The organism is Marinactinospora thermotolerans DSM 45154 (assembly GCF_900167435.1).
Taxonomy (GTDB): domain Bacteria; phylum Actinomycetota; class Actinomycetes; order Streptosporangiales; family Streptosporangiaceae; genus Marinactinospora; species Marinactinospora thermotolerans.
The window spans coordinates 1-15,253 of sequence record NZ_FUWS01000021.1 but is presented as its reverse complement, the minus strand read 5'-3'; the positions used below and the strand labels follow the sequence as shown (position 1 = coordinate 15,253).

The 15,253-nt window shown below is 72.9% G+C and carries 13 protein-coding genes; 7 read left to right on the top strand and 6 right to left on the bottom strand.

Going from position 1 to position 15,253, the window contains the following annotated elements; translation table 11 throughout:
- Window positions 1–110 precede the first annotated feature (110 nt).
- The 4 genes from B5D66_RS24030 to B5D66_RS24015 form a co-directional block, all read right to left on the bottom strand.
- Entirely contained in the window at window positions 111–1,832 is a 1,722-nt protein-coding gene (locus B5D66_RS24030) for a trypsin-like peptidase domain-containing protein (protein WP_078764104.1), read from the bottom strand.
- Window positions 1,833–2,178: 346 nt separating this feature from the next.
- The gene (locus tag B5D66_RS24025; RefSeq protein WP_078764103.1) at window positions 2,179–3,033 is read right to left on the bottom strand and encodes a sulfurtransferase; all 855 of its coding nucleotides are present in this window, start codon (window positions 3,031–3,033) and stop codon (window positions 2,179–2,181) included.
- 38 nt (window positions 3,034–3,071) lie between these two features.
- A complete protein-coding gene (locus B5D66_RS24020; protein WP_078764102.1) occupies window positions 3,072–3,500 on the bottom strand; it encodes a hypothetical protein in 429 nt (142 codons plus the stop codon).
- The gene (locus tag B5D66_RS24015; protein ID WP_078764101.1) at window positions 3,493–3,858 is read right to left on the bottom strand and encodes a hypothetical protein; all 366 of its coding nucleotides are present in this window, start codon (window positions 3,856–3,858) and stop codon (window positions 3,493–3,495) included. Before B5D66_RS24015 ends, B5D66_RS24020 begins: the two co-directional genes overlap by 8 nt.
- A 330-nt stretch (window positions 3,859–4,188) precedes the next feature.
- Here B5D66_RS24015 and B5D66_RS24010 point away from each other — a divergent pair, with 330 nt between their 5' ends.
- A complete protein-coding gene (locus B5D66_RS24010) occupies window positions 4,189–5,118 on the top strand; it encodes an SPFH domain-containing protein (RefSeq protein ID WP_078764122.1) in 930 nt (309 codons plus the stop codon).
- A gap of 69 nt (window positions 5,119–5,187) precedes the next feature.
- Here the strand turns inward: B5D66_RS24010 and B5D66_RS24005 are convergent, their stop codons facing one another.
- Entirely contained in the window at window positions 5,188–5,952 is a 765-nt protein-coding gene (locus B5D66_RS24005; RefSeq protein WP_235001201.1) for an MIP/aquaporin family protein, read from the bottom strand.
- A gap of 237 nt (window positions 5,953–6,189) precedes the next feature.
- Here B5D66_RS24005 and B5D66_RS24000 point away from each other — a divergent pair, with 237 nt between their 5' ends.
- From B5D66_RS24000 to B5D66_RS23990, 3 genes are all read left to right on the top strand, one after another.
- Window positions 6,190–8,283 carry a HelD family protein gene (locus B5D66_RS24000; RefSeq protein ID WP_078764099.1) on the top strand — a complete coding sequence of 698 codons (2,094 nt, stop codon included), beginning with the start codon at window positions 6,190–6,192 and terminating at the stop codon, window positions 8,281–8,283.
- A gap of 240 nt (window positions 8,284–8,523) precedes the next feature.
- On the top strand, window positions 8,524–9,429 hold the full coding sequence (locus B5D66_RS23995) for a universal stress protein (RefSeq protein ID WP_078764098.1): 906 nt from the start codon (window positions 8,524–8,526) through the stop codon (window positions 9,427–9,429).
- Between the two features lie 122 nt (window positions 9,430–9,551).
- The gene (locus B5D66_RS23990; RefSeq protein WP_144390309.1) at window positions 9,552–10,367 is read left to right on the top strand and encodes a dioxygenase family protein; all 816 of its coding nucleotides are present in this window, start codon (window positions 9,552–9,554) and stop codon (window positions 10,365–10,367) included.
- Window positions 10,368–10,418: 51 nt separating this feature from the next.
- Here B5D66_RS23990 and B5D66_RS23985 read toward each other — a convergent pair whose 3' ends face one another.
- A complete protein-coding gene (locus tag B5D66_RS23985; RefSeq protein WP_078764097.1) occupies window positions 10,419–12,044 on the bottom strand; it encodes a peptide chain release factor 3 in 1,626 nt (541 codons plus the stop codon).
- 275 nt (window positions 12,045–12,319) lie between these two features.
- Between B5D66_RS23985 and B5D66_RS23975 the strand changes: the two genes are divergently transcribed.
- From B5D66_RS23975 to B5D66_RS23965, 3 genes are all read left to right on the top strand, one after another.
- Entirely contained in the window at window positions 12,320–13,309 is a 990-nt protein-coding gene (locus B5D66_RS23975) for an NADPH:quinone oxidoreductase family protein (RefSeq protein ID WP_078764095.1), read from the top strand.
- A gap of 38 nt (window positions 13,310–13,347) precedes the next feature.
- Window positions 13,348–14,145, top strand: a complete 798-nt coding sequence (locus tag B5D66_RS23970) for an SDR family oxidoreductase (protein ID WP_078764094.1) — start codon at window positions 13,348–13,350, stop codon at window positions 14,143–14,145.
- A 190-nt stretch (window positions 14,146–14,335) separates the two neighbouring features.
- Window positions 14,336–15,124, top strand: a complete 789-nt coding sequence (locus tag B5D66_RS23965) for an ABC transporter ATP-binding protein (RefSeq protein WP_078764093.1) — start codon at window positions 14,336–14,338, stop codon at window positions 15,122–15,124.
- The last annotated feature ends 129 nt before the right edge of the window (window positions 15,125–15,253 follow it).

The window sequence follows — 15,253 nt, the reverse complement described above, 5'->3', positions numbered from 1 at the left end:
GGCGCCGATGTCGGCGGCGCCGGCCCTCCCCCGCGCCAGGGCCCGTTCGCGGCCCCGGACGGAACCGCGCCGGCGCCCCCGCGACGCTCGACCGGTTCCGTGTCCTGTGCTCAGCTGCCGATGCTGTCGGCGGACTGACCCGACAGCGTCACCTGGACCTCCTGGCTCTTGCCGTCGCGCTCGAAGGTGACCGTCACGGTCTCGCCGGGTTGGTGCGAGCGCACGGCCGCGATCAGCACGTCGGGGTCGGTCACCACGCGGTCGCCGACGCGGGTGATGACGTCGTCCGCCTTCAGCCCGGCCTCCTGGGCGGCACCGCCGTTGGCGACGTCGACGATCCTGGCGCCCTGGCCGTTGGGGCCGGCGGTGATCGTCGCGTCGATCGCCGCGTAGCTGGCGCTGCCGGTCTCGATGAGCTGCTCGGCGATCGGCTTGGCCTGGTTGATCGGGATGGCGAACCCCAGTCCGATGGAACCGGACTGGCTGCCGGAGGTCCCACCGGTCGTCGCGATCGCCGTGTTGATACCGATGACCTCGCCCTGCATGTTCATCAGCGGGCCACCGGAGTTGCCCGGGTTGATCGGCGCGTCGGTCTGGATGGCGTCGATGACCGTCGACGTGGTCGCCCTGCCCTGCTCGGACTGGCCTTGACCGGGCAGGCCGAAGGGGAGCTGCTGTTCGGGCTGCTCCGGTTCTGCGCTGCCGGTGTTGACCGGACGGTCCACCGCGCTGATGACACCGGAGGTGACGGTCCCCGACAGGCCCAGCGGGGATCCGATGGCGACCACGTCCGCGCCGACCTCGATCTTGTCGGAGTCGCCGAGCTTGGCGGGGGTCAGGTCGGTGCGTCCCTCGGCTTTGATGACCGCGAGGTCGGAGACGGGGTCGGCCCCCAGGATCTCGGCCCGCGCCGTCGAACCGTCGTTGAACTGCACGACCAGGTTGTCGCCGGCGCCGCTCACGACGTGGTTGTTGGTGAGGATCTGGCCGTCGGAGCTGATGACGACGCCGCTGCCGCCGCTGCCGTTACCGGTCTGGATGGACACCACGCTGGGCAGCGTCGCGTCGGCGACCGTGCTCACGTTGCCCGTCGACACCGAGCCGCTGGTCTCCTCGGCCAGCGAGCTGATGGCGCCGCCGCCGTTGGACAGGAAGTGGGTGGTCACCACCGCCGCGGTCGGCCCGACGATGAGGCTGGTGACAAGCGCGGTGGCGCCGGCGACGGCGACCACCCGGCCACGGCTCCACGGCTTGCGCGCCTTCCTCGGCTCCTGCGGCTCCTCGCCGGGGCCCGAGGGGAAGTGGGAGGCGGGACCGAACGGTCCGTGCGGAGGGGGCGGAGGGGAGGCGAAACCGCCGTGGGAACCGCCGGGGCCGGCCCCCCTCTCGGGCGGGAAACCCGCCCCGAACGCCCCGCCGCCCGGCACGCCCCCGGGCGGGGTGGCGGAGGGGCTTGCGTGCGGACCGCTCCAGGCGCCCGCGGGCGGGCCGTAGGGGGGCCGCTCAGGGTAGGGCGAGCGCAGCGGACGGTTGGGGACCTCCGAGCGCTGGATCCCCGAGCCGGCCGCCTGGTCGGGGCGGGAGGCCCAGGCCGGGGAGTCCTGCTCACGCCCGGCCTCTCCGGAGGCCGCGGGCATGGTCAGGGTCTGGTCGGCGGCGGTCGGAGCGGGGTCGTCCGAGGGCGTCTGCGAGGGGGCCGAAGAGGCGGCGGAGGGGGCGTCTGGGAGCGGGTCCGATCGGGTCTCGCCGGCCGGAGGCACGGCGGTGGCCCCGGCGCCCTCGAACTCCTCGGACCCCTGCGGGGTGCCGTCGGCGGGGTCGGTTGCGCTCATCTGTTCCTCCGGGCCAAGCCTGTGTGTTCCGGCGGAGTGGCGCCCCGCCGGCCTTTCTGCGTTACGTCCATAAGATTCGGCTCCCAAGGTTAGAAAGCGGTGAGACAGCGGATAGGCACGGTTTCGAGCCTTTCCGTATTCGTTGCCTGCTCCAGGTCGCCTTCCCGGAAGGGGACACCAAAGAACCTGGAGTCCGAATCGGCGCGTCGTGCCCGTGCTCGCCCCGTCGTGACCGAATATGGGAGCCGATCCCCGCCCCTCGCCCGAACCGCCGCGTGGCCGCCCGCTAACCCAGAACCACAGGCCACGCGGTGTCGTCCGGCGCGCCCCGGTGATTCGGGGCGCGTCATTCCCCCGGGCCGGTCTCGGCCGGAAGCCGGGGGTCGGCGCCCCATGCGCTCCACGACCCCGGATACAGGCGTGTGTTGCGGAAACCGGCGTGCTCCAGCGCCAACAGGTCGTGGCAGGCGGTCACCCCCGACCCGCAGTAGGCGGTGACCGTGTCCGCCCGCTCCGCGCCGAGCGCGGCGAACCGTTCACGTAGCCGTTCCACCGGGGCGAACCGGCCGTCAGGGCCGAGGTTGTCCTGCCAGGGCGCGCTGCGGGCGCCGGGAACGTGGCCCGGGCGGGGGTCGGCGGGCACGGGCGCCGCGCCGGTGTAGCGCTCGCGCGCGCGAGCGTCCAGCACGAGCCGATCGGGCGAGCCCGCCTCGGCGAGCACCCCGTCGGTGTCCACCAGGCGCTCGGCCGGCCACGGACGCGTGGTCCGCGATCGCGGCCGGGGGGTCACCGCGCCCTTCTCCACGGGCCCCCTCCAGGCCTGGACGCCTCCGTTGAGGAGGGCCGCCGGGGAGCCGAGGACCCGCAGCATCCACACCAGGCGCGCGGCGGTGGAGCCGCCGGCGTCGTCGTAGGCCACCACGGGGGTCGCGTCCCCGATCCCCAGGGCGCCCAACGCGCGCGCGAACGCCTCGGGCGAGGGCAGCGGATGCCGTCCGCCTCGCGGGGAGGCGGGGGCGGCCAGGTCGGTGTCGACGTCGACGAACACCGCGCCGGGCAGGTGACCGCCCAGGTAGGCGTCACGGCCCGAGCGGCCGTCGAGGTACCAGCGCACGTCGGCGACGACGACCTCGTCGAGATGCCCGGCCAACCACTCCGGTTCGACGACAACGGGCAGGCGGGCGTGTTGGGGCTGTGACATGGCCGCAGAATATCCCCGCTCTCCGTCGGACGTCCCGGTCAGGACGCGTGTGCCCGCGCGCGGTCCAGACGGTTCACGTGGCGCAGCCACAACAGCCCCAGGACGGGCAGGACCAGTGGGATGAACAAGTAGCCGCTGCCGTAGCGTGACCACACGGTGTCGTCGGGGAACGCCGCCGGATCCACCAGGCTGAGCGTGCCCACGATGAGGACACCGGCCAGCTCCACCGCGCACGACACCATCGCCACCAGGTGCGAGGTGCGGTCGGCGCGCGCGATGCCCACGGTCGCCACGATGTAGATGACACCGGCCAGCGCGGACAGCAGGTAGGCCAGCGGCGCGGCCTCGAAGTCCGTGAGGATCTGCACGGTGGCGCGGGCGGTCGCGGCGAGCGCGAACACGGCGTAGACCGCGATCAGGACCCGCCCGGGGCCGGAACGGTTGGCGGGTGGGGCAGTCTCAGACAAGGATCGGGTTCCAGATCTGTTCGAGCCGGACCATCATGACCGGCAGGATGAAGCAGGCGAAGGCGATGACGGCGGGACCCCAGCGGCTGCGCTCCATGAACCCCCACACCGCGCACGCGGGGGGGATGAGGACGACCGTCAGCAGGTAGCTCACGAAGACGACGGTCTCGGGGGGTCGCTCGCCGCCGGTCAGCATGACCACCGACACCACGAGCTGGGCGATGAGCAGCAGCTCCAGGGCGGCCAGGGCGACCAGGTGGGGGACGACCATGGGCTGCCCGCGCATCGTCGAGATCAGGCACCATACCGCCAGGGCCAGCGACGCGAGCTGGATCGTGGTCGTGAGCCCGTCAACCACGCTGCTCCTCCTCCGCGTGCCGTCCCAGCCATCGTGAGTCCACCCGTCGAGCCCTATGGCCCGCTTCGCAGACGAACACTACGCAATGTAGTACATGGTGTCCGCGCGGGGCGACCTGGGGTAAGGCGGCGAGGGGAGGAGGAGGCGCGACACCCCCGCCGCGCCCACGGCGGCGGCGCGCGAAAACGGCGCCCGCGTGGGGACAGGCGTCCCGTCCGCGGCCGTAACCGGACAGCCGCCACCCCACCGCAACGCTCCCCGCTCCGGGCGCGTCCAAAGGACAGCATGTCGATCAGGCACCCCCGTGCCACGGCCATCGAGGAAGTCCGCATGAAGCGTTCCTCCACCCCCTCCCCCCGACCCGCCGGCTTCGGCCGCACCCCCTCCTCCCGCGCCCGCGCGGTCGTCGCCGGCCTGCTCGCCCTGGTCACGGTCACGGGCTGTTCGGTCAGCACCGGCCCCGACGAGATCGCCGTCCAATACGACTCCGGACCGTTCAGCGACACCACCTTCGACGCCTGCGTCCAGCCGGGCAACCGCGACTACCACGGTCCGGGCGACCAGGCCTACGTCTATCCGGCCGGTCAGCGCACCTACCGGTTCACCACCGCCGAGGACGCGGAGTCCGCGCCGATCTCCATCGTCTCCAAGGACAACCTGGCCCTGGAGGTCACCGGCATCGTCACCTTCAGCCTCAACACCGAGTGCGACACGCTCCAGCGCTTCCACGAGCGCATCGGTCTGAAGTACGGCGCGGACGAGGAGGACGGCTGGGAGCGGATGCTCTACGACTACGTCGGACAGCCCCTGGACCGCGCCATGGACGCCGCCGCCAAGGACTACGCCTGGAAGGACCTGTACAACAACGCCGAGCTGAAGCAGGAATGGGAGGAGAAGGTCGGCGAGTACGCGGCCCAGTTCATCGAGGAGCAGAGCGGCGGCAGCTTCTTCTGCGCCCCCAACTACGTCCCGGGCGAGGGACAGGAGTGCGGCGACCTCGTGTTGACGCTCCAGCAGCCCCAGCCGCCCGAGGACGTCCGCAACGCGCTCGCCGCGGCGCAGGAGGCGATCGAGCGCAACGAGGCGCAGAAGGCGGAGAACGCGCGGGTCGCCACGGAACTGGAGGCCATCGAGGACCTCGTGGACGTCCTCGGCCCCGAGGGGTATGTCCTGTACAAGGCCCTGGAGAACGGTGACATCGAGGTCATCCCGGTGCCCGCCGGGGGCGGGGTGAACATCACGCCGCGGGCCGACCAGTGACCGGCGGGGCCGGCCGGGTCCCGGGGAGGACGCGGCCGGCCCCGGAAGCGTTGCGGGGGCGGGGAAGGGTCAGACCATCGCGTACACGGCGCTGCCGAGGGCACCGCCGGCCAGGCCGCCGACCAGCGGGCCGACGATGGGAATCCAGGCGTACCCCCAGTCCGAGCCGCCCTTGCCGCGCAGCGGCAGCAACTGGTGGACGATGCGCGGCCCCAGGTCACGGGCCGGGTTGATCGCGTACCCGGTGGGACCGCCCAGGGACAGGCCGATCCCGACCACCAGCAGCGCCACGATGAGCACCCCGGTGCCCGACATCGCCAGGCCGTCGTTCTGCCCGGTCGCGACGACGACGAACACCAGCGCGAACGTGCCGATGGCCTCGGTGAGGAGGTTCTGGACGGGGTGGCGCACCTCGGGCTCGGTGGAGAAGATCCCGAGGAAGGGGCCGTCGGAGGCGCCGAACTGGCCGAGGTAGGCCAGCCACACCAGGGCCGCGCCCGCCATCGCGCCGAGGATCTGGGCCGCGATGTAGACGGGGACCGTGGCCCAGTCGCCGCTGTCGATCGCCAGGCCCAGCGTCACCGCGGGGTTGAGGTGTCCCCCGGACAGCGGGAGCGCCATGTAGGCCCCCGACATGACGCCGAACCCCCAGCCGAGCGTGATCGCCGTCCAGCCCGCCCCGTGTGCCTTCGACCTGTTCAAGGTGACCGCGGCACACACTCCGCCGCCGAAGAGGATCAGTATCGCGGTTCCGAAGAATTCGCCGACGAAGATCGTTGCTGGTGTCACATGGGCCTCCGATCGACAGGAACGAAATAAGAAACGGATACCCATGAAAGGGGCGATCTATAAGGAATAGGTGATCTTGCGTGTCGATGGCCGTGCAGCGGACGGCGCGGAAACGGGGCGGACGGAGAACACGATTGCGTGCCTTTTCGAGAGGCGTTAGTATCTCTGCTTCGTTCTGGCGGCATCTTTCTGCGCGCTGAGGATCGGCACGAACCGGGGCTCCCGGGGCGGGACCCACGCACCCGCCGCCGCGTCCGTCCCACCGAGAGCCGGAGCCCGATCATGCCGTCCCCCTCTTCCCCCATGCCCGCGGTCGACCCCGAGATCCTGGCCGAGCGTTCCCACCTGGAGGCCGCGCGCGCCGCGCTGCGCCGCATGCGCCAGGACGTCCTCGACACCGAGACCCCCGAGGTCTACGGCGACTGGGTCTCCACCCAGATCCTGCGCCAGGCCCGGGATCTGCGCGCCGAGGCGCTGGTGGACCTGCCCGATGTGCCGCTCTTCTTCGGCCGGCTCGACTTCGACCCCGGGACGGTGTTCGACCCCGACCCCGCCGCGGCGCGGGGCGCCGTTCCCAAGGGGGACCGCGTCCACATCGGACGCCGCCACGTCCACGACGAGCGCGGCGTCCCCCTGGTCCTCGACTGGCGCGCGCCGATCTCGGTCGCCTTCTACCGGGCCACCCGCGAATCCCGCATGCGGGTGCGGCTGCGCCGGCGCTACGGGTTCGCGGCCGGGGGCGAACTCACCGCCTATGAGGACGAGGCGCTGTTGGAAGGCCCCTCCGCCGAGGAGGAGGCGCGCGCCGGCGCCCTGCTGGCGGCGGAGATCGAACGGCCGCGCTCGGGCCCCATGCGCGACATCGTCGCCACGATCCAGCCCGAACAGGACGACCTCGTGCGCGCCCCCCTCGACCAGACTCTGTGCGTCCAGGGGGCCCCGGGAACGGGCAAGACCGCGGTCGGCCTGCACCGGATCGCCTACCTGCTCTACGCCGAGCGCAAGCGCCTGGCCCGCGGAGGCGTCGCCATCATCGGCCCCAACCGCTCCTTCCTGTCCTACATCCGCAACGTCCTGCCCGCCCTCGGCGAGGTGGACGTCACCCAGACCACCGTCGAGGACCTTCTCGGCGTCGTCCCGGTCCGGCGGGAGGAGGAGCCCTTCGCCGCGCGGGTCAAGGGGGACGCGCGCATGGCCGAGGTCCTCCGCCGGGACCTGTGGTCCCTGCCCCGGCCGACGACCGAGACGCTGGTCCTGCGGCGCGGCGCGCGGCGCTGGCGGCTGTACCCCGACGAGCTCGCGGCGATCCTCGACGAGCTCGTCGAACGCGGCGTCCCCTACGGCGCGGGCCGCGACCTCCTCGCCCACCGCATCGCCCACGCGCTGTTGACCCGGATGGAGGCCGAGGGGGAGGCCTGCGACGACCGCACCCACGACCAGGTCCGGCGCACGCGCGAGGTGAAGGCCGCGGTCACCGCGATGTGGCCCAAGGCCGACCCCCTCAAGCAGGTCCTGGGCCTGCTCACCGACCCCGAACGGCTCGCCCGCGCCGCCGACGGCCTGCTCGAACCGGAGGAACAGGCCGCGATCCTGCTGCCGGGGCGGCCACGCGGGCCGAAGTCCGCACGCTGGTCGGCGGCCGACCTGCCGCTCATCGACGAGGCCACCGCCCTCATCGAGCGCCCCGCGAGCCTGGGACACATCGTGCTGGACGAGGCCCAGGACCTCAGCCCGATGCAGTGCCGCGCCATCGGGCGGCGCGCCGCGACCGGGACCTTGACGGTGCTCGGCGACATCGCGCAGGGCACGGCGCCTTCGGCGGCCGACGACTGGGCGACCCTGCTCGGCCACCTCGGCAAGCCCGGCTCCCCTGTCGCGGTCCTGGACCGCGGTTACCGTGTCCCCGCCCAGATCATCGACTACGCGGCGCGGCTGCTGCCGGCGATCGCGCCGGGGCTGGGGGCGCCGGTCGCGGTGCGCCGGTCGCCGGGCGCGCTGCGCGTCCGCGCCGTCGCCGCCGCGGAGTTCGCCGGGTCGGTCGCCGCGGCCTGCCAGGAGGCGCTGTCGGGCGAGGGGTCGGTCGCGTTGATCGCCGCCGACGCCGACCTTGAGGGGTTGCGCTCCCACCTGCTCGCCGAGGGGGTGGCGGCCGCGCTGCTCGGCGAGACCGAGGACGCGCTGGAGACCTCCCGCCTGGTCTGCGTCCCCGCGACGCTGGCCAAGGGCCTGGAGTTCGACTCGGTCGTCGTCGCCGAGCCGGCCCGCATCGTCGCGGCCGAGCCGCGCGGCCTCAACCGCCTCTACGTGGTCCTCACCCGCGCGGTCAGCTCCCTGCACGTGGTCCACGCCGAGCCCCTGCCGGACGCCTTGGCCTGAGGCCCGGGGAGAGGCGTCCGATGTCCGCTTCGGGGGCGGGGCGGCGGTGGCGCGGACGGGGCACCCCGGTGTCCCGTCCGTTCGGAATGGGTGCAGGATCGAAACGGGTACCCCGCACCATCCGGCGGTCTTCGTCATGAGATGTCGGTAATCGGGTAGGGCGGGGAAAGCCGCTGCCCGGGACAGGTCCGGGAACCGGCGGCGACCCGACCGGAGAGACCGGAGAGCGAGGCGGGATCGATGAACGACGCGTCTGGTGTCCGCTGGGTGATCGTCGGGGTGGACGGCTCCGACTCCAGCCGTTACGCACTCGAATGGTCGGCGCACGAGGCCCAGCTGCGAGGCCTGGGACTGCGTATCGTCGCGGCGGCCCAGGCACCCGAACGCGAGGGTCCTTTCGGCGACCTGCTGCGCCGCAGGGACGAGGAACAGTCGTCGTTGCTCCGCGACGCCCAAGCCCTGCTGGACTACGCGCGCGAGTGGATCCTGCGGATCTACCCCGAGCTCACCGTGGACACGCTCCTGGCCGAGAAACGGCCGGCGGAGGCGTTGCTGGAGGCGGCCTCCGCGCCGGGGGCGGCGGCGGTCGTGGTCGGCTCGCGCGGTCTGGGCAGCATCGCGTCGGCCCTCGTGGGGTCGGTCGGGGTGGACCTCGCCGCGCACGCCCCGGTTCCGGTGGTGATCCTGCCGAAGAAGCACGAGACGGCCCAGGGGGTGCGGGGCCGGGTCATCGTCGGGGTGGACGGCTCGGAGAAGGGGCAGCGCGCCATCGCCTTCGCCTTCGCCGAGGCGGCGCGCCGCGGCGCCCGCCTGGTCGCGCTCAGCGCGTGGCAGCCCATGACCGCCTTCGCCTCCACGATGGGGCCGATCCCCGGCGAGGTGTTCGACGACGAATCGGTCGAGCAGGCCACCCGCACGGCGTTGGACGAGGCCCTGGCACCGGCCCGGGCCGAGCACCCCGAGGTCGAGGTGGAGCCCAAGACCGTGCGGGCCCACCCGGTGGTGGCGTTGCTGGAGGAGGCGTGCCCCGCCGACCTGATCGTGGTGGGGTCGCGCGGCCGGGGCGGGTTCGCCGGCCTGCTGCTCGGCTCGGTCAGCCAGGCGGTCCTGCACGGGGCCACCGGGCCGGTGGCGATCGTGCGTTGAGAGGTCTCTCCCCTCCCCGCCCGGGTGGGGAGGGGGACGGAGGGGCGCGCGCGGGCTACTATCTTCCTAGGAAAATTTCTTCTTGGAAGGTTCTGGTGGTGTGCCACCGGAGGAAGGTGCCCATGACGAGCGTGAACGCCCCCGGACGACCGGAGAGCGCGGGTCCCATGCCGGTCCTGTACTTCGGGCACGGCGCGCCGCCGCTGGCCGACGACCCGTTGTGGACCGGCCAGCTCGCCTCCTGGTCCGCCGACCTGCCCCGACCCACGGCCATCCTCATCGTCTCGGCCCATTGGGAGGCCGGCCCGCTGACGATCGGCGCCACGCGGACCGTCCCCCTCGTCTACGACTTCTGGGGATTCCCGCAGCGCTACTACGAGGTCACCTACGCCGCCCCGGGAGCGCCCGAGCTGGCGGCCAAGGTCCGCGGCCTGCTCAACGGGCACGGGGTGCCGGTGGCCGACGCCCCCGAGCGGGGGCTCGACCACGGAGCCTACGTCCCGCTGAAGGAGATGTACCCCGACGCCGACGTCCCCGTGCTCCAGATCTCGATGCCCACCCTCGACCCGCAACGGCTGTTCGAACTGGGACGCCGGCTGGCCCCCCTCCGTGACGAGGGGGTGCTCATCATGGGCAGCGGCTTCCTCACCCACAACCTGTCGTGCGTCGACATGAGCCGAGGGCCGGGGTACACGCCGCCCGCCTGGTCGCAGGAGTTCGACGACTGGGCCGATCGCGCCGCCCGGAGCGGCGACATCGACGCGCTGCTGGACTGGGCCCACAAGGCGCCCGCCGCCGACATCGCCCACCCGCGCAGCGAGCACCTGGCGCCGCTGTTCGTGGCCCTGGGCGCGGGCAACCGGACCGGCGAGACACCCCGCAGCGTCATCGACGGGTTCTGGTACGGGATGTCCAAGCGGTCCTTCCAGCTCGACTGAGCGGCGGTCGCGCGCCGGCGCGGCCCCACGCCACGCCGGCGCCCCGGCGCCTCAGGAGCCGTCCTCGACCCCTCCGGCCAGCAGCGGCTCCAAGACCAGGCCGGGGTTGTCGCGCTCGATGACGCGCAGCCGCCACTTGTTGTGCACCAGCACGAGCAGTTCGCCGTCGAGCCGGCGGGTCAGGACCTCGGCCCCGGACAGGCCGTGCAGGATCGGCGCGGACGCGGCGTCGGTGCGCCGGGCCAGCCCGTAGTCGAGGTGGGCCAGCTCGATCGGGGCGCGGAACTCGTGTTCCATCCGGTGCTTGACCACGTCGAACTGCAACGGGCCGACCGCGGCCAGCACGGGGGCCTGCTCGCCGCGCACGTCGGAGACCAGCACCTGCACCACGCCCTCGGTGTCGAGCTGCTCGATGCCCCGACGGAACTGCTTGTAGCGTCCGGCGTCCAGCGCGCGGGCCACCGCGAAGTGCTCGGGGGCGAAGCTGGGGATCGGCGGGAACTCGACCTTGGGCCCCTCGTACAGGGTGTCGCCCACGCGCAGCGCCTGGGCGTTGACCAGCGCGATCACGTCACCGGGGAAGGCGGTGTCGATGGTGTGGCGTTCGGCGCCGAAGACCGCCTGGGTGTACTTGGTGGCGAACGGGCGGCCGGTGGCCGCGTGGGTCAGCACCATGCCGCGGTCGAAGCGGCCCGAGCACACCCGGACGAACGCCATCCGGTCGCGGTGGGCCTTGTCCATGTTGGCCTGCATCTTGAACACCAGGCCGGAGAAGGGGGCCTCGATCGGACGCGGCACGCCGGCCGCGTCGGCCTGTGGCGAAGGGGCGGGGGCCAGGTCGATGAGGGCGCGCAGGAGCTGACCCACCCCGAAGTTGGGCAGCGCCGCGCCAAACAGCACCGGGGAGGAGACGCCCGCCAGGAACGACTCCTCGTCGTAGTCGGCGCCGATCTCGCCGAGCAGTTCCAGCTCCTCGCGGGCCTGGATCCAGGCGTCCTGCTCGATCTCGGCGGCGCGGTCGTGGTCCAGGCGCTCCTCCTGGGCCACGGTCGCCCCGCCGGGGGTGCGGTGCAGCTTGGTGTAGGAGTCGTCGGAGCGGTCGATCAGGCCGCGGAAGTCGCCGGCGATGCCCACGGGCCAGTTCAGCGGGGTGGGGCGCAGCCCGATGCGCTGCTCGATCTCGTCCAGCAGCTCCAGGGGCTCGCGGCCCGGCCGGTCCCACTTGTTGACGAAGGTGATGACGGGGACCTTGCGCGCCCGGCACACGTCGAACAGCTTCAGGGTCTGGGGCTCCAGACCCTTGGCCGAGTCCAGCAGCATGATCGCGCAGTCCACCGCCGCCAGCACCCGGTAGGTGTCCTCGGAGAAGTCGGCGTGGCCGGGGGTGTCCAGCAGGTTCAGCACGCACCCGCCGTAGTCGATGCGCAGCGCCGCCGAGGTGATGGAGATGCCGCGGGCCTGCTCCATCTCCATCCAGTCGGAGGTGACGCCGCGCCGGTCGCCCTTGCCGTGGACCGCGCCGGCCGAGGTGATCGCGGCCGCGTGCAGGGCCAGCGCCTCGGTCAACGTGGACTTACCGGCGTCGGGGTGGGAGATCACCGCGAACGTCCGCCGCCGCGCGGCCTCGGAGAGGGTTTCGGCTGGCTTGTTCGTCGGGGTCTCGGTCGGGGCGCTCACCGGGCGTTCGTCTCCTCGCGGATGTGGGTCTGGCGGTGTCGTTCCGTTCGGCGCGCGGCCGGCCGCCGGGCCGGGCGGGGGCCGGCTGGCACACCGCCGGGCGGGGCCTCGTCGAACCTGGTGGGGCGCGCGGCGGGGGCCGGCGCGTCGCTCCCGGTGTCCAGGGTATCCGCAGGGGAGGAGGGGGCGGGCGCGTCGCGGCCCGCTCCGCCCTTGACGGTCCCGCGCCGATCACGGTTCACTTTAGACCGACCGGTTGGTATCTGGAGGTGCGTGTGAAAGCGGTGCGGGTACGCGAGTTGGGTGAACCGAAGGACGTCCTGCGCGTCGAGGACGTCGAACCACCGCGGCCCGGCCCCGGCCAGGTGCTCGTCCGGGTCCGCGCGGCGGCCGTCAACTTCCCCGACGCGCTGCTGTGCCGGGGCGGCTACCAGGTCCGCCCCCCGTTGCCGTTCACGCCGGGCCTGGAACTGTGCGCGGAGGTCGTCGAGACCGGCGAGGGCGTGACCGGCGTCCGCGCGGGAGAACGTGTGCTCGGCTCCGCGGAGCTGCCCACGGGGGCCTTCGCGGAGTACGCCCTGATGAGGGCGGACGCCGTGTACCCCGCGCCGGCCGCGCTCACCGACCCCGAGGCGGCGTCGCTGTTCATCGGCTACCAGACGGGCTGGTTCGCGCTGCACCGCCGCGCCGGCCTGCGCGAGGGCGAGACCGTGCTCGTCCACGCGGCCGCCGGAGGGGTCGGCAGCGCCGCGATCCAGCTCGCGAAGGCGGCCGGGGCGCGGGTCGTAGGGGTGGTCGGCGGTGCGGACAAGGCGAAGGTGGCCCGTGAGCTCGGCGCCGACGTGGTGGTGGACCGGCGCACCGAGGACTTCGTCCAGGTGGTCAAGGAGTTCACCGGGGGACGCGGCGCCGATGTGGTGTTCGACCCGGTCGGCGGCGACTCCTTCACCCGCTCCACCAAGTGCATCGCCTTCGAGGGACGCATCCTCGTCATCGGGTTCGCGAGCGGCACGATCCCCACTCCGGGGCTCAACCACGCCCTGATCAAGAACTACTCCCTGGTCGGCCTGCACTGGGGGCTGTACCGGGACCGCGCGCCCCAGGTCATCGCCGAATGCCACGAGCAGCTGGCCGATCTCGCCGAACGCGGTCTGGTCAAACCGCTGGTGAGCGAGACCCTGCCACTGGACCGGCTGGCCGACGGGGTCCAGCGTCTCGCCGACGGCTCCACGATCGGACGCCTCGTCTACGTGCCGGCCCCCTGACCACCGACCGATCGACGCGAAGACGGGAGACAACGGACATGGCCCACCCCTTCACCCCGCCCGGGACGACGGTGGTCGTCACCGGAGGCGCCGGCGGCATCGGACGCGCGCTCGCCGAACGCTTCCTCGCGGAGGGGGCGGCCCGGGTCATCGTCGCCGACCTCGACCCCGAGCGGGTCGAACGGACAGTGGCCGAGCTCGGGGAACGCGCCCACGCGCTCGTCCTGGACGTCACCGACGAGGCCGCCGTCACCGCTGCCGTCGCCGCCGTCGAAAGGGAACACGCGCCCATCGACCTGTGGTGCTCCAACGCCGGCGTGGCAGCGGGCCGGGACCTGGGCGCAGCCGCCGACTGGGACCTCTCCTGGCGGGTCCACGTGCTCGCCCACGTCCACGTCGCCCGCGCGCTGCTGCCGCGCATGGTCGAGCGGGGGCACGGCCACCTGCTGGTCACCGCCTCGGCCGCGGGCCTGCTCACCAATCTCGACGCCGCGCCCTACAGTGTCACCAAGCACGGCGCGGTCGCCCTCGCCGAGTGGCTGGCCATCCGGCACGCCGGGACCGGTGTCGGGGTGTCGTGCCTGTGCCCCCAAGGGGTCAACACCGCCATGACCGCCGGGGACGGGCCGACCGCGGCCACCCGCCTGGGCGGGGCCTACCTGGAACCCGAGGACGTGGCGGAGGCGACCATCACCGCGCTGCGCGACGGCAGGTTCCTCGTCCTGCCCCACCCCGAGGTGGCCGACTACGAACGCCGCCGCGCCGAGGACCGGGACCGCTGGCTCGGCGGCATGGCCCGGGCCTGGGCGAGGGTCCGCGGCGTCGGGGCGGAGTGAGGCCCCTCCCGGGGACGGGCAGCGTCCGGTGGGGGGTCGCCCCTGTCGATCGTCGGTGGTGCGCCCCGGAAAGAGCCGCCCAACGGTCGTCGTGACGCCACGCTTTCGACCGATGTGCCGACGGTGGCGTGGTTCCTAGTGTTCTCGGCGTCCCGATGAGCTTCGGGGGCGCCACGACACGAGGAAAGACATGTCGGACAAGGTAGTCGACGCGCGTACGCAGGGCACCCGCCCCACCGCTGCGGGCGACCCCTCCCCACCAGTGGTGGTGGCGCGTGGGGTGACCAAGACGTTTCGCACCGGTGGCACGCTGGTACGGGCCCTGGACGGGGTGGACCTGGAGTTCGCCCGCGGCGCGTTCACCGCGATCATGGGCCCCTCCGGCTCGGGCAAATCCACCCTGATGCACTGCCTGGCCGGACTGGACACCGTCACCTCCGGCCAGATCACCATGGGCCGCACCGACATCACCGCCCTGACCGACCGGCAACTCACCCAACTGCGCCGCGACCGCATCGGCTTCGTCTTCCAGGCCTTCAACCTGCTGCCCATGCTCACCGCCCGCGACAACATCACCCTGCCCGCCCGCATCGCCAAACGCCGCATAGACCACCAACGCCTGGCCCGCATCGTGGAAGTGGTGGGCCTGGCCGACCGACTGGACCACCTGCCCGCCAAACTCTCCGGCGGCCAGCAACAACGCGTGGCCGTGGCCCGCGCCCTGCTGGGCGCGCCCGAGGTGGTCTACGCCGACGAGCCCACCGGCAACCTCGACTCGCGGTCGGGCGCCCAGGTACTGGCGTTCTTGCGCGACTCGGTGCGTGAGATGGGCCAGACCGTGGTGATGGTGACCCACGACCCGGTGGCGGCCTCCTACGCCGACCGGGTGGTGTTCCTGCGCGATGGCCGCCCGGCCGGACAGGTCGACGATCCCACCGCCGAGTCGGTGCTGGACCACCTGCTGGCGTTGGAGGGCTGAACCGTGCTACGCACCACCCTGGCCGGCCTGCGCCTGCACAAGGGCCGCCTGTTCACCACCGCCCTGGCCATCGTGCTGGGCGTCATGTTCGTCACCGGCACCCTCGTCTTCACCGACACCCTCCGCCAC

Bases quoted from the DNA above. Each gene is read 5' to 3' on its own strand.
- B5D66_RS24030 (WP_078764104.1), bottom strand. From the start codon at position 1,832: ATGAGCGCAACCGACCCCGCCGACGGCACCCCGCAGGGGTCCGAGGAG.
- B5D66_RS24025 (WP_078764103.1), bottom strand. From the start codon at position 3,033: ATGTCACAGCCCCAACACGCCCGCCTGCCCGTTGTCGTCGAACCGGAG.
- B5D66_RS24010 (WP_078764122.1), top strand. From the start codon at position 4,189: ATGAAGCGTTCCTCCACCCCCTCCCCCCGACCCGCCGGCTTCGGCCGC.
- B5D66_RS24005 (WP_235001201.1), bottom strand. From the start codon at position 5,952: ATGGGTATCCGTTTCTTATTTCGTTCCTGTCGATCGGAGGCCCATGTG.
- B5D66_RS24000 (WP_078764099.1), top strand. From the start codon at position 6,190: ATGCCGTCCCCCTCTTCCCCCATGCCCGCGGTCGACCCCGAGATCCTG.
- B5D66_RS23995 (WP_078764098.1), top strand. From the start codon at position 8,524: ATGAACGACGCGTCTGGTGTCCGCTGGGTGATCGTCGGGGTGGACGGC.
- B5D66_RS23990 (WP_144390309.1), top strand. From the start codon at position 9,552: ATGACGAGCGTGAACGCCCCCGGACGACCGGAGAGCGCGGGTCCCATG.
- B5D66_RS23970 (WP_078764094.1), top strand. From the start codon at position 13,348: ATGGCCCACCCCTTCACCCCGCCCGGGACGACGGTGGTCGTCACCGGA.
- B5D66_RS23965 (WP_078764093.1), top strand. From the start codon at position 14,336: ATGTCGGACAAGGTAGTCGACGCGCGTACGCAGGGCACCCGCCCCACC.